The sequence below is a fragment of the Streptomyces sp. NPDC058470 genome (genome assembly GCF_042721055.1).
GTDB lineage: Bacteria > Actinomycetota > Actinomycetes > Streptomycetales > Streptomycetaceae > Streptomyces.
On sequence record NZ_JBHXMF010000009.1, the window covers coordinates 1 to 13059 of the forward strand.

A 13059-nucleotide genomic window follows, 5' to 3' on the forward strand; every position below is an offset into this window, starting at 1 on the left:
CATCTGGACGTACCGGCACGCCCCCTTCCGCCGTCGTTCGGCTGCGGGCCGTGGGTCTTTGGGTCTTTGGGCCTTGGGTTATTTGCCGGTCGCTTTTGCTGCCTTGGCGGCAGCCTTCATTTCCTGTTTGTGGGCTCGGACCTTTGTGAGGGAGTCGGGTCCTGTGATGTCCGCTACGGAGCGGAAGGAATGGGGGTCGCCGTAGGGGCCCGCGGCCTCGCGCCAGCCCTTGGGGTGGATGTTGAGTTGTTTGCCCAGGAGGGCCAGGAAGATCTGGGCCTTCTGGGGGCCGAAGCCGGGGAGTTCCTTGAGGCGCCGGAGGAGTTCGTCGCCGGTGGTGACGTCGTTCCAGACGGCGCTCGCGTCTGAGGCGTAGTGCTCGACGAGGTACTGACACAGCTGCTGGATGCGCTTGGCCATGGAGCCGGGGTAGCGGTGTACGGCCGGCTTCGTGGAGAGGAGGGCGGCGAAGGCCTCGGGGTCGTACGTGGCGATCTCGTCGGCGTCGAGGTCGTTCGTGTTCATGCGCTGGGCGATCGTGTACGGGCCCGCGAACGCCCATTCCATTGGAACCTGCTGGTCAAGGAGCATGCCGACGAGGGCTGCCAGGGGGCTGCGTCCGAGGAGTTCGTCGGCTTCGGGCTGCTGGGCCAGGTGGAGGGTGACGTCCATGGATCGATGATGGCGGGTGTGGCGTCAGGTCGCGCGCCAGTAGCCCAGCGCGTGCACCCGCCGGCGGGGAAGTGCCAGCTCCTTGCGGACGTACGACGTCAGGGAACGGGTGGTGGTCGTGTCGCAGGCGATCCAGATGTACGGGTTCGGGTGCGCCGCCTCGAGTGGCGCGGGAAGGCCCGCTTTTACCTGGGCGACCAGGTGCGCCCCGTTGTCCCGGCGGGGGAGGGGGCGGAGGTCGTGGAGGGTGGGGGTGAGGCGGAGGGGGAGGGATTCGGGTTCGTGGTCCGTCTCGAACCAGATGGTGGCCGGGGTGGAATTCATGGAGTCCAGGAGGGAGTTGAGGACCGCACCCTCCCAGCCGTGCCCCGGAACCATGCGGTCTCCACCCCCCACGTACGATTTCTCCTCGAAGGTGGTTAGGTTAGGCTAACCTGAAAAGAGTGGGGATGGACCGTGACCGTCGAGATCTACCGTGACGCCTGGGGAATCCCTCACCTGCGCGCCGACAGCGCACTCGAACTCGCCCGTGCCCAGGGCCGGGTCACCGCCGTGGACCGGGCCTGGCAGCTGGAGGTCGAGCGGCACCGCTTCCAGGGCACCTCCGCCGGGTTCCTCGGCGCCGAGGCCGTCGCCTGGGACCGGTTCGCCCGGCAGGCCCGGCTCGACGACACCGCCAGACGCTGTTTCGCCGCCCTGGAGAGACGGGATCCCGAGACCGCCGCGTGGGTCGTGTCGTATGCGGACGGGGTCAATGAGGGGCTTGTGGAGGGTGGTCGGCGGGCGGTCGAGTTCGCGGAGACCGGGCTCGTTCCGGGGCGCTGGGAGCCGTGGACCCCGCTCGGCGTCTGGCTCGGCACGCACATCCTCTTTGCCGGGTTTCCCGCCAAGCTGTGGCGCGAGCAGGTCGTACGGCGGCTCGGCGCGGAGGCCGTGGAGCTCTTCGCCACCGACGGGCCCGGTACCTCCGGCAGCAACGGGTGGCTGGTGAGCGGCGTGCGGACCGTCACCGGGCACGCGCTCATCGGCGGCGACCCGCATCGCTTCATCGAGGACCCCGGCGTCTACCAGCAGATCCACCTGGCCTGCCCCGAGTTCGACGTCGTCGGCCTCGCCGTCCCGGGCGTCCCGGGCATCGCCCACTTCGGTCACACGGGCCACGTCGCCTGGGCGATCACCAACGCGATGGCCGACTACCAGGATCTCTACCGGGAGCGGTTGCGGCAGGGCGGTTCGTCGTCGGTCGAGGCGCTTGGTCCCGATGGCACCTGGCGGTCCGCGGCGCGGCACGTGGAGAGGGTGGAGGTGGCCGGAGGCTCGTCCGTCGAGGTCGAGGTGATCGAGACGGAGCGGGGGCCGGTCATCATCGGGGGAGCCGGTGCGGAGGAGTCCATCAGTCTCCGTTATCCGCCTCGCGTCACCGAGGACCTCGGTTTCAGTGCGCTGCTTCCTCTTCTGCGAGCCCGTCAGGTCGCCGATGTGGACCGGGCGTTCGACCTCTGGGCCGAGCCCGTGAATGTCGTCCAGGCCGCCGACACCACGGGCGGGCTGCTGCATCGGGTCGCGGGACGGGTTCCGGTTCGGAGTGCGGACAACCGGACGCGGATCGTGGACGCGTGGGAGCCGGGGCGGGAGTGGCGGGGCCGGCATGACGAGATGCCCCACGCCGCCGGTGCCGAGATCGCCGTCATGGCCAATCAGCGGGGGCTCGCCACTCCGTTCGGGGTCGAGTTTGCCGCGCCCCATCGTGCGACGCGCATCCAGGAACTTCTCCATTCACAGGCGAAGTGGGCCGCCGGTGACATGGCGGCCCTTCACATGGACACTCATCTCGCCTCGGCCGGGGCGCTGTTGGACCATCTCGCGGCTCTCGGTGAGGAGTTGAGCCCGTCGGCCGTCGCCCTGCGGGACCAACTCCTCGGCTGGGACCGGCACATGGACGCCGAGAGTGTCGGCGCCGCGGCGTTCGCGGCGATCCGCAGTGCGGTCGTACGACGGCTCGCGGCGCACCCCGCGCTTGCCGTGCTCGCCGACCCGCCTCCGTACCCGGAGATCTTCCTTCCCTGGCTCGCCCTCACTCCACGCATCGCCTTCGCCCTCGAAAGCCTGCTGAGGGCCGAGGAGTTGTACGGCATCGATCGCGCCGCGGTGGTGTGTGCGGCTGTCGAGGACGTGGCCGCCGACTGGACCCCGCACACCTGGGGCGAGACTCACCGGCTCGCCCCCTGGCGCGCGGTCGCTGTCACGTCGTACGACGAACCGGGACTCTCCGGCGACCACGACTGTGTGCTGTGCACCTCGGCGGTGCCGGGGCTCACCGATCTGAGCGTGCGCGGTCCGGCCGCCCGTTACGTATGGGATCTCGCCGACCGGGACCAGAGCCTCTGGGTGGTGCCGCTCGGCGCCGACGGTGTCCCGGGGGCCGTCCACCACCGTGACCAACTCCCCTTGTGGGTCAAGGGAGATCTGGTCCGAGTGACCACCGACTGGAATGTACTGACCAAGGAGAACCATGCGGACTGAGCCGTACGCCGGGGGCCGCGAAGCCGTCCACGAGGAGCTCGTCGACGGCTTCGGGACCATCCGGATCCTGCCCGTCGACCCGCACGCCGACCTGGATGTCATCCACGGCTGGGTGAGCGAGGAGCGGGCCGCGTTCTGGGGCATGAACGGGCTCGGCAGAGAGCAGGTGCTGGAGATCTACGTTCATCTGGACTCGCTCGACACCCACCACGCCTTCCTCGCGGTCAAGGACGGCGCACCGGCCGCGCTCTTCCAGACGTACGAGCCCCACGCGGACCGCGTCAGCGAGTGCTACGACGTTCAGGACGGGGACATCGGGATCCACCTGCTGATCGGGCCCGCGGGACCCAGCGGCGGCCGACCGGGCTGGTCGGCGGCGTTGCTGGCCGCGTTCACCACGTATGCGCTGATCGGTCTCGACCGGCAGCGGGTCGTGGTCGAGCCCGACGCGCGCAACACGAAGGCGATCTCCCGGCTGACCAGGCAGGGGTTCGTCCCGGGGCCGGAGATCGTGCTGCCGGAGATCGACCTGCCCGAGGTCCATCTCCCCGAGAAGCCGGCCCGGCTCGCCTTCCTCACACGGGAGAGGGCTCTCGCGGACAGGACCTAGGGGCGGCCTAGGGGGCGAGTGTCCTTGGGAGGGTTCCCGCCGCGGGGGTGAGCAGGACGCCGCTATCGTCCGTACGTATCCGAGACCGGGGGAATGCGGGTCGCGGCGAGGACATGCGGATACGGAGACGGTACGTGAGCGGACAGCGAGCGCGGCGGTACATCGTCCGGGGGCTGGCGCTGCTGGGCTCCGTGCTGGTCCTGGTGCTCTTCGGCGGGGTGGGCGGCGCGTCCGCGCACGCCGCGCTGAAGGGCACCGATCCGCAGGACGGCAGCGTGATGAAGGAGGCCCCCACCCAGATCACGCTGACGTTCACCGAGTCCGTCGGCCTCCTCGACGACTCCTTCCGCGTGATCACCCCGGACAACGCCCGCGTCCACACGGGCAAGCCCACGCACGCGGGCGACCGCTCCAACACCGCCCTGGTGAGCCTCCCGGACGACATGGGCACCGGCACCTTCACCGTGGCCTGGCGGGTCGTCTCGGCGGACAGCCACCCGGTCTCCGGCGCCTTCACCTTCTCCATCGGCAAAGCCACCGCGACCGCCGCCGTCCTGCCCACCGCCTCCACCGAGGACACCGTCGCGAGCAACCTCTACGACATCACCCGCTACGTCGCCTACGGCGGCCTCGCCGTGCTCATCGGCGCCGCCGTCTCCGTGCTGGCCTGCGGGTTCCCGGGCAGTGTGCGCCGTCTGCTGCTGGGCGGCTGGTGGACCCTGTTCGTGTCCACCCTCGCCCTGGTGCTCCTGCGCGGCCCGTACGAGCGGGGCAGCGGACTCGGGGCGGCCTTCGACCCGGCGGTACTGCGCGACACGCTGACGAGCAGGCCCGGGGTGGCGCTGGTGGCCCGCCTTGTGCTGCTGGGGGCGGTGGCCTTCTATCCCGTACGAGTACGGCAGCGGGGGCGGGCCGTGTGGGCACTGGGCGGGCTGCTCGCCCTCGGCCTCGCGGTCACCTGGGCCGCCGCCGAGCATGCGTCCGCCGGGATCCAGGTCCCGGTGGCGATGGTCTCCTCCGTACTGCACCTGCTCGCCATGTCCGTCTGGCTCGGTGGCCTGACCGCCCTGCTCGTCGCGCTCCACCGCCCCGCCGAACCGGTCCCCGCGGCCGTCGTCACCCGCTTCTCCCGGCTCGCCCTCACCTCGGTCGCCGTCCTCACCATCACCGGCGTCTACCAGTCCTGGCGCGGCCTCGGCTCCTGGGACGCCCTGACCTCGACGTCGTACGGCCGCATCCTCCTCGTCAAGCTGTGCGCGGTGCTGCTTCTGCTGGCGGGGGCGGGGTACTCGCAGCGCTGGACGAGGCGGCTGGCGGGTCCGGAGCCGGTGGCCGTGTCCGTGTCTGCGGTGGAGCGGGTGCCGGAGGTGGTGGGGGCTCCGGGTGGCTCCGCGGACGTACGGGATGACTCGTCCCGCGACGACGTACAAAGCGGTGGGACGGGGGGTGAGCCCGATGCGTACCGGCGGGCGCTGCGGCGTTCCGTGCTTGCCGAGGTCACCGTCGGGATCGTCGTGCTGGTGATCACCACTGTTCTGACCGGTACCCAGCCGGGGCGGGCTGCCACCGAGACGGCGGCCGCGACCGTGGCCGCCGACCAGCCCACCGGCTCGACGACACTGATCCCCTTCGACGTCGGTACCCCCGGCGGGCGCGGCAAGGTCCAGATCGACCTGGCGCCCGGCCGGGTGGGCGAGAACTCCGTCCAGGCCGTGGTCTACGGTCCCGACGGCGGTCTCGCGACCGTCCCCGAACTGCGTCTGACGTTCACCCTGCCGAAGCAGGACGTCGGCCCGATCGACGCCCAGCTCACGGACAAGGGCGGCTACTGGGCCACCGACGGCCTCACTCTCCCGCTGGCCGGCACCTGGACGATGAAGGCAACGGTGCGGACGTCGGACATCGACCAGGTCACGGTGGAGAAGACGGTGACGATCGGCTAGGTGTGCTGTCCCGACGCGACTTGGCTCAACCGGGCTGCGTGGCCGGGGACCGTACGCCGAACCACTGCTCGGCGTCGTACGCCTCGAATCTCTCCAGCTCGGTGAAGCCCAGCTTCGCCGCGAGGTGCATCGAGTGGACGTTGGCGGTCTGGGTGTAGAGCACCACCGGTTCGCCGGGAAGGGCGGCGGCGAACCAGTCGAGGGCCGCTGTGCACGCCTCGGTGGCGTATCCGCGTCCCCACACCTGTGGCAGGAACAAGTAGCCGAGATGGGTCTCCCCGGCCTTCAGACGGTGGTTGCCCGGAGGCTCGGGGGCGTGCGGGTCGAGCTGGATCGTGCCGATCGTCGTTCCGTCGAGCTCGACCATGAAGAAGCCGGGGCGCCGCCCGGGTACTTCGGGCACCGTGCGTTCGAGCTCGGCGCGCGGTCGAGGACCACCGAGGTAGGCGTTCACCTCCGGCGAGGTGAGTAGTTCGATGACCGCCGCACGGTCCCGGGCCTCGGACTCGCGGAGTACGAGCCGCTCGGTCCTGATCGGTGCGGGTGGCCAGGCGAGGGGTCGGGGGTCGGTCATGGCGGGGAACCTATCGCACGCCGGTAAGAGTGATCCTTTGAGTCACCAACGAGGTTCTTGAAGGGGCGGGCACGGTCTACTGAGCCCTGGCCGGCCTTCCCAGGCGGGCGCTCAGTCGTCGCTTCAGGGCGCCCGGCACTCGGCGCGCCCGGGTGGCGGTCACGCCCGCGAGTTCCGCGGCGGTGTGTGCGGTGGCACGCAGGAGGACGGTGGCGGGCTGGGGAGGGGCGGTGGGGCCGGTGCCGCGTGCGTCCAGGAGTTCCTGGAAGAGGGCCGCGCACTGTTCGGCGATCGGCTCGGGGTCGTAGCGTGCGCCCTTCAGCAGCCCCGCCCGGCCCATCCGCCGACGCCGGGGCTCGTCGTCGATCAGCTCCAGGAGTGCGCCGGCCAGGGCGTCGATGTCGCCCGGCGGCACCAGCAGGCCGTCCACGCCGTGGGTGATGATCTCGCGGGGGCCGTGCGGGCAGTCGGTGCTCACCACGGGCAGGCCGACTCGCATGGCCTCGACGAGGGACATCCCGAAGGACTCCATCCGCGAGGACATCACCAGGATCGACGCCTTGGCCATCACGGGTTCGACGGGGGTGACGTTGCCCAGGAAGGTGACTTTGTCGGCGAGCCCCAACTCCCCCACCAGTGACTTCAGTTCGCGGTCCTGCGGTCCGACCCCGCAGATCCGCAGTCCCCAGTCGGGGCGCCGCTCCGCGACCTGGGCGAAGGCCCTGATCAGGTCCGGGTAGCGCTTCACCGGGGCGGTCCGGCCGACCGCGACGATCTGCGGGGCGGAGCAGTCGGCGGGGGCGAGGCCCGGATCGGGGACGCTGTTGGGCAGTGCGGTCACCCGTACGCCCGGGAGCCACATCTGTCGGCGGTACGCCTCGGCGTCGGCGCGGGTGGTGGTGGTGACCGCGTCGAGCCGGCGGTAGTCGCGGCGCAGAGTGAGTTTGAGCCGCTGCTTGTGGGCTTCGAGGGAGAGGTGTTCCTGGCCGACTCTGATGACGGTGGCCGGGGCCTGGCGGGCAATCTGCACGTTGAGTCCGGGGCGGGTGCCGACGACGACGTCGGTGTCCAGGTCGGCCAGGAACTCGGCGATGCGCCGGTCCGTCAGCGCGTTGTACTCGGGGTACCGGTGATCGCCGCGCGGGAAGTCGGCGGAAGGGAGCGCGAATTCGGGGAGTCCGCCTTCGTAGTCGGCGCTCTTCTTGTCGGAGTCGACGAGATGACGCAGGCGTACGCGTTTGTCGTAGGTGAAGCGGGGAGTCCTGAGGTGGCGGAATACCGACACCACCTCCACGTCGTGCCCCAACTCGGCGAGCGCGCCCGAGAGGTTGCACGTGGTGCGAATGGTGCCGCCGACGCCGTAGCCGTTGTGGATCAGAAAGGTGACGCGCATGCGTGCAATTCCCCCGTTGGTTCCCAGCGGGCTCCCCGCGGGCGCCCCCGGAGCCACCCCGGGGGCTCCCTGCCCACCTCAAAGGGTGAATACTACGCGCCCGCTGTGAAACTGCCACTCCGCCTCCCGCCCCCGGACGACGGGGACGGCACGGCGAGAGATTTCTGAGCACGCGAAACACTCGGTACGGGAACGGGTTACCGCTGTCCGCACCTGCTGATGTCGATCCGGACGATCTGCGGGTCGTGGTCGCTCGCCTGGTCGGCGAACTCGGCGTTGATGTGCACGATGTCGTAGTCGAAGGCGGTGACGGCCGGGCTGGTCAGGATGTGGTCCAGGGTCTGCGAGTTGCCGTCGTACACGTAGGTGTAGCGCTGTGCCTTGGGCAGCGTCTTGATCAGCGGGGTGAGCACCCGTCCGGCGGTGAGCGTGGTCACGGTCTGCGAGAACTCGTAGTCGTTCAGGTCACCCAGCACCACCACCTTGGCGCTCCGGTCGGCGGCGAGCAGGCTCTTGACGAAGGTGTTGACCTCGGCGGCCTGGGCGTTGCGCTGCGTCTCCGAGCTGCGGGCGGGCGGCTGGTCGCTGCCGTGCAGCGGCTCGTCGCCGCCCTTGGAGAGGAAGTGGTTGGCGATCACGAAGACCTGCTCGCCCCGGAAGGTGAACTCGCCCACCAGCGGCTTGCGGCTCGCGTCCCACGCGTCGCTCGCGGGGTCGATCCGGCCCGGCGAGTAGGTGAGCTGCGCGCCCTTGCGGGTCTTCACCACGTCGGTCGCGGTGGTGGCGTCGCCGCCGGGGCGGTCGGTGAAGGAGACCCGCTTGGCGTTGAAGAGGAAGACCTGGCGGATGTTGCCGCCGGGCTCGCCGCCGTCCTGGTTGTTCTCCGGCGTGACATAGCGCCAGGAGTACCGGGGGCCGCCCGCCGCGACGATCGCGTCGGTGAACCGGGTCAGCGTCGCCTCGCTGGTGACGGTGCCGTTGTTGGTGGCGCCGTTGTCGTCCTGGATCTCCTCCAGGGCGACGATGTCGGGGGAGTTGAGACTGACCGCGACACCGCCGGCCAGCCGGTCGAACTTCGCCTGCTCGTCGAGCGCGTCCAGGTTCTCCACGTTGTACGTGGCGACCGCCAGCTCCGTGCTCTTCTGCTTCCGCGTGGTCTCGGGCTTGAGACCCTTCGCGGTGAGCGTGCCGAGCTGGGTGGCCTGGAGGTTGTAGCCGCCGTACGTGGAGTAGTCGAGCGGGCCGGCCGTGGTGCCCGAGAGCACGTCACCGACGTTCGCCACGGGGAAGGTGGCGGTGTCGTCGATCGACATCACCTTGATACGGCCGGTGTTGGGCTGGTCGTACGAGGAGTACAGCGTGCCGCCGCGCGGGGTCGCGCTCTCGCCCGGCTTCACCGTCACCCACACCTCGTCGTACGCGGTCGTCGCACCGACCACGCGGGTGTCGGTGGCCGCGACGCGCTCGCCTTCCAGCGACTCGTAGAAGTCCAGTGCGTACGTGGCCGGTTCGAGGGCGAGTGAGTCGATGCTGCCGCCCGCGGCGGTGGGCGTGTAGGCGTCGGGGACGGTGGTGGCGTCCAGGGTGACGGCCGCGGGCAGCGGGTTGTCGCTGGAGAGCACCTTGGTGGTGGGCGCGGTGATCTCGGTGACCGACTGGCTGGTGCTGCTCGGGTAGTACTCGCTGACCTTGCCGCTCGCCAGCACGCTGTCGCCGACCTTCACCGCCGGAGTGGCCGAGCCGGTGTATACGAAGACGCCCTCGCTGGTGCGGGCGTCGGTGTCGGGCCCCGGGTCCTGCAGCCAGTATCCCTTCGAGCCCGTCGTACGTACCCCGGTGACGACGCCCGGTACGCGGGTGACGGTCTGCGCGGCGAGCGGGGACAGCCGGGTGGTCCCCTGGATGTCGTGGACCCGGACGGTGCCGGGCTCGGTCGAGCCGTCGTCACCGCCACCGTCGTCGCCGCCGGAACCGGCCGTCTCACCGGCCGAGTTGAACGGAGTGGGCGCGCCCGCGGTGAGGTCGGCGGCGTTGTCGTCGGTGTCCGCCAGGGACGCGGCCCGTGCGACGGAGGCGGTGTTGGAGGCGCCGGTCACCGGGCCGCCGCCCTCCCGGACGACCGCCGTGCCGTAGCCCACCAGGTCGACGACCCGGCTGTCGGCCGCGCAGTCCGCGGCGGTCTTGCAGGTGAGCGCCGTGGTCCCGGAGACCAGGGCGATCGTGCCGGCGGTCGCGCTCATCGCGAGCGTGCCGGTCGCGTCCGGGGTGGGCAGCGCCGTCGTCCCGCCGGTGCCCGCGGACTCGGCTATCAGGAAGCGTTTGCCGGGTGCGACGGAGCCGGTGAGCGCGGTCACTCCCCACTGGGAGGACGCGGACGGCGTACCGGGCAGGTACTGCACGCTGTAGCCCGACAGGTCCTGCGACGCCGAACCGGCGTTGCCGAGCTCGACGAAGTCCCGGGTGAGCGTCGCACCCGAGTTGCCCCCGCCGCCGTACACCTCGGTGATCAGCGCGCCGGTGGAAGGCACCGCGGAGGCCGCGGGCACCGCGGTCAGAACGAACGCCCCGGCCACTCCGGTCGAGAGGAGGGGGTAGGCGAGATGGCGCCAACGGGGTCTGCTGTGTGGAGTTCTGGGCACGCCGACTGTCTCCTCGTACGTCACGAACGGCAACGCGCCACCGGCGGGCGGCACATGGAGTGGCTGGTGTGGGGAGTCGGCTCAAGTTACGCGCGTAGATCGTGGGTGCCAAGACGTCGTGCGTTAAATCTGAGGAACGAGTGGGTGACGATGTCGCTGACCATTGCAAGGAGTTCTTAAGGGCACCCACAGCCTCCTCATGTGAACGGCGAGCAGTCTCAGTGCAGTTGCCCCCCACAAGCGATGAGGAGTGTCGTCATGAACGACTACGACCCCACCAGCCAGTCGTCCGCCGAACCCGCCCCGGCGGCCCTGGCCGTGAAAACCCGTCGGTCGCACGCACGGCGGTTGCTGTCGAAGAAGACCGGTGGACTGATCGTGGCCGCCGGACTGACCTGCGCGGTGGCCGGACTCGCCGGCGGCACGTCCGCCTCGGCGGCTTCCGTGACGCCCCTGGATGTCACGGCCACGCCCACCGGAGGCCCCGTGGCTGATCCCTCCGAGGGAGGCGCGACCGGCATCGTCGACACCAAGTCCACCACGGGCTTCACCTTCTCGACGGCGACCGGAGTGGTGGTGACCGTCGACGTGACGTCCACCACGAGCTACAAGAAGGGAATCGCCCCCACCACGGCGAAGGCCGTGAAGGAGGGCGCGAGCGTCCTCGTCCTGGGGACGGTCGACAGCGCGACCATCGACGCCACGCAGGTCATCGTGCAGCCCAACGGCGACGGCGGAGTCGCGGCCGCCGCGGCGGCAGGGGTGGTCCCCTTCGAGCAGGGGGCGCCGTCAGAGGAGAAGTCGGTCGGTCAGATCCCGGACTACACCGAGGGTGAGGGGACGATCCTCGCCGGGACCGTGGCCGACAAGGCGGTGAAGGCCGCGCAGGCCGTCGTTCCCGGAGGCGTCACCAACCGCGTGGTGGAACTGAGCGGCGGCGAGTACGAGGTCCACAACGTCGGCGTCAACTGGCCGCACCACATCTTCGTCGACAAGGACTTCAAGGTTATCGGCTGGGAGTAGTCGCCTGGTTGTCGTCCAGGACCTGACCTGGTTGGTCGGAGAACGTTGAAGGGCCCCACCGTTCGCGGTGGGGCCCTTCGCGTTGTGCCCGGGGAGGCAGGCGGGTGCCGCGGGCTTGCAGAAGTGGTGCCTACGCGCCCATTTACCTGCCTGATTCATTATGGATACGCTGTAGTCGAAATTCAGACCTGAACGTGCAGGTACAGGATCCGGCGACGGCGTCGATGCGTACCGGCGAGAGTGCACGGCCCCGCACCTCGACAGCACGCCTCCCGCGCCGTATCCCTCGACTTCGTTGGAGACGCCTTGCCTGCCTCGCCCTCTCCCCTCCCGCAGGTGCGTAGCGCGTCCGCGGACAGTTCGCGTACCGATACAGCGCCTTTTCGCCTGATGGTGTCCATCAGCACCTCCCAGTTCGGCATCTCCGTCGTGTACGGCGCGGTGCCGGGCGTGCTGCTCGCACTCCAGGTCCAGGACCTCGTGGGCGACGACCGCAAGGCCGGAGTCCTGAGCCTGTTCACGCTTCTCGGCGCGGCCGCCGCCATGGTGGCGCAGCCGCTCGCCGGTGCGCTGTCCGACCGGACGCGCACCCGCTCGGGGAGTCGTACGCCCTTCATCGTGGGCGGCAGCGTCCTTGCCGTTCCGTTCCTGTGGGGGATGGGCGGGGCAGGGTCGCTGGCCACGCTCGCCGTCCTGTACGTCGCCTCGGAGTTCGTGCTGAGCGCCGCGCAGGGGCCGCTGGCCGCAGTGCTGCCCGACCGGGTGCCGGTCGAACGACGAGGCCGGTTCAGTTCCGCCCTCAGTCTCGGCATGATGCTCGGTTCCGTCGGCGGAACCGTGCTCGGCTCGGTGATCTCGGCCGACTACGGCGTCGCCTACCTCGTCCTCGGCCTGATACCGGTGGCTCTCGCCGGAACGCGGCTGTTCATCGCACCCGACCCCGACAACCGGTCCGGGGCCCGTGTCCGGCCCGGTCCGACGCGGACGCGGGGGTGGCGGTCCTTCCTCGTCTCCCCGAAGGAACACCCGGACTTCTGGTGGGCCTTCGCCGGCCGCACCCTCACCTACACCGGCTTCTTCCTCGTACAGGCCTACGGCCTCTACCTGCTCGACGACTACATAGGACTGGGGGACGACGCGGTCGACGTCGTCCCCGTCGTGGCCGGTGTCGCGGCCCTCTGCATCTGTCTTTCGGTCGTCCCGGCGGGCATCGTGTCCGACCGGATCGGGCGCCGCAAGGTCTTCGTGGCCTGTGCGGCCACAGCGCTGGGCGGCGCGATGCTGATCCCGCTCATCAGCCCGACCGTCACCGGATACCTACTCATGACGGCCCTCGGCTCACTGGCCTTCGGCTGCTTCGAGGCCGTCGACACCGCGCTCATCACCCAGGTCCTGCCCCGGTCCGCCTCCTACGCCCAGGATCTGGGTGTCGTCAACTTCGCCTCCACCGCTCCGCAGATCCTGGCTCCCGCGGTGGCCGGCGCGATCGTGGTGAGCACCGACTCGTACGCGCTGATCTTCCCGACCGCGGCCGTGCTCGGCCTCCTGGGTGGGCTTGCTGTCCTGCGGGTGAAGTCCGTGCGGTGATCAGGTAAGTCCGTGGGCTGACGGGCAGGTCCGTGCGGTGATCAGGTGAGTCCGTGGGCTGACGGGCAGGTCTGTGGGGTGATCAGGTGAGTCCG

10 protein-coding genes are annotated in these 13059 nt (G+C 70.2%); 5 read left to right on the top strand and 5 right to left on the bottom strand.

The annotated features are described in order from the left end of the window. Positions 1-78 precede the first annotated feature (78 nt). On the bottom strand, positions 79-672 hold the full coding sequence (locus ACFWP7_RS08840) for an HhH-GPD-type base excision DNA repair protein (protein WP_384378260.1): 594 nt from the start codon (positions 670-672) through the stop codon (positions 79-81). Between the two features lie 24 nt (positions 673-696). Further along, positions 697-1050, bottom strand: a complete 354-nt coding sequence (locus ACFWP7_RS08845; RefSeq protein WP_384378263.1) for an SIP domain-containing protein — start codon at positions 1048-1050, stop codon at positions 697-699. A 78-nt stretch (positions 1051-1128) separates the two neighbouring features. Between ACFWP7_RS08845 and ACFWP7_RS08850 the strand changes: the two genes are divergently transcribed. From ACFWP7_RS08850 to ACFWP7_RS08860, 3 genes are all read left to right on the top strand, one after another. Then, entirely contained in the window at positions 1129-3195 is a 2067-nt protein-coding gene (locus tag ACFWP7_RS08850) for a penicillin acylase family protein (protein ID WP_384378266.1), read from the top strand. Next, positions 3185-3805 carry a GNAT family N-acetyltransferase gene (locus ACFWP7_RS08855; RefSeq protein ID WP_384378269.1) on the top strand — a complete coding sequence of 207 codons (621 nt, stop codon included), beginning with the start codon at positions 3185-3187 and terminating at the stop codon, positions 3803-3805. The genes ACFWP7_RS08850 and ACFWP7_RS08855 overlap by 11 nt, the downstream gene beginning before the upstream one ends. Positions 3806-3918: 113 nt before the next feature. Further along, complete coding sequence (locus ACFWP7_RS08860) at positions 3919-5748, top strand: copper resistance CopC/CopD family protein (protein ID WP_384378272.1); 1830 nt, start codon at positions 3919-3921, stop codon at positions 5746-5748. 25 nt (positions 5749-5773) lie between these two features. Here the strand turns inward: ACFWP7_RS08860 and ACFWP7_RS08865 are convergent, their stop codons facing one another. From ACFWP7_RS08865 to ACFWP7_RS08875, 3 genes are all read right to left on the bottom strand, one after another. Continuing rightward, positions 5774-6322, bottom strand: a complete 549-nt coding sequence (locus tag ACFWP7_RS08865; protein WP_384378275.1) for a GNAT family N-acetyltransferase — start codon at positions 6320-6322, stop codon at positions 5774-5776. A 76-nt stretch (positions 6323-6398) separates the two neighbouring features. Then, positions 6399-7715 carry a glycosyltransferase family 4 protein gene (locus tag ACFWP7_RS08870; RefSeq protein WP_384378278.1) on the bottom strand — a complete coding sequence of 439 codons (1317 nt, stop codon included), beginning with the start codon at positions 7713-7715 and terminating at the stop codon, positions 6399-6401. Between the two features lie 197 nt (positions 7716-7912). Beyond that, positions 7913-10354, bottom strand: coding sequence for an endonuclease/exonuclease/phosphatase family protein (locus ACFWP7_RS08875; protein ID WP_384378281.1), 2442 nt, complete (start codon positions 10352-10354; stop codon positions 7913-7915). 258 nt (positions 10355-10612) lie between these two features. Between ACFWP7_RS08875 and ACFWP7_RS08880 the strand changes: the two genes are divergently transcribed. Beyond that, entirely contained in the window at positions 10613-11377 is a 765-nt protein-coding gene (locus ACFWP7_RS08880; protein ID WP_384378284.1) for a hypothetical protein, read from the top strand. Positions 11378-11767: 390 nt separating this feature from the next. Next, complete coding sequence (locus tag ACFWP7_RS08885; protein ID WP_384378288.1) at positions 11768-12964, top strand: MFS transporter; 1197 nt, start codon at positions 11768-11770, stop codon at positions 12962-12964. Positions 12965-13059: the final 95 nt, after the last annotated feature.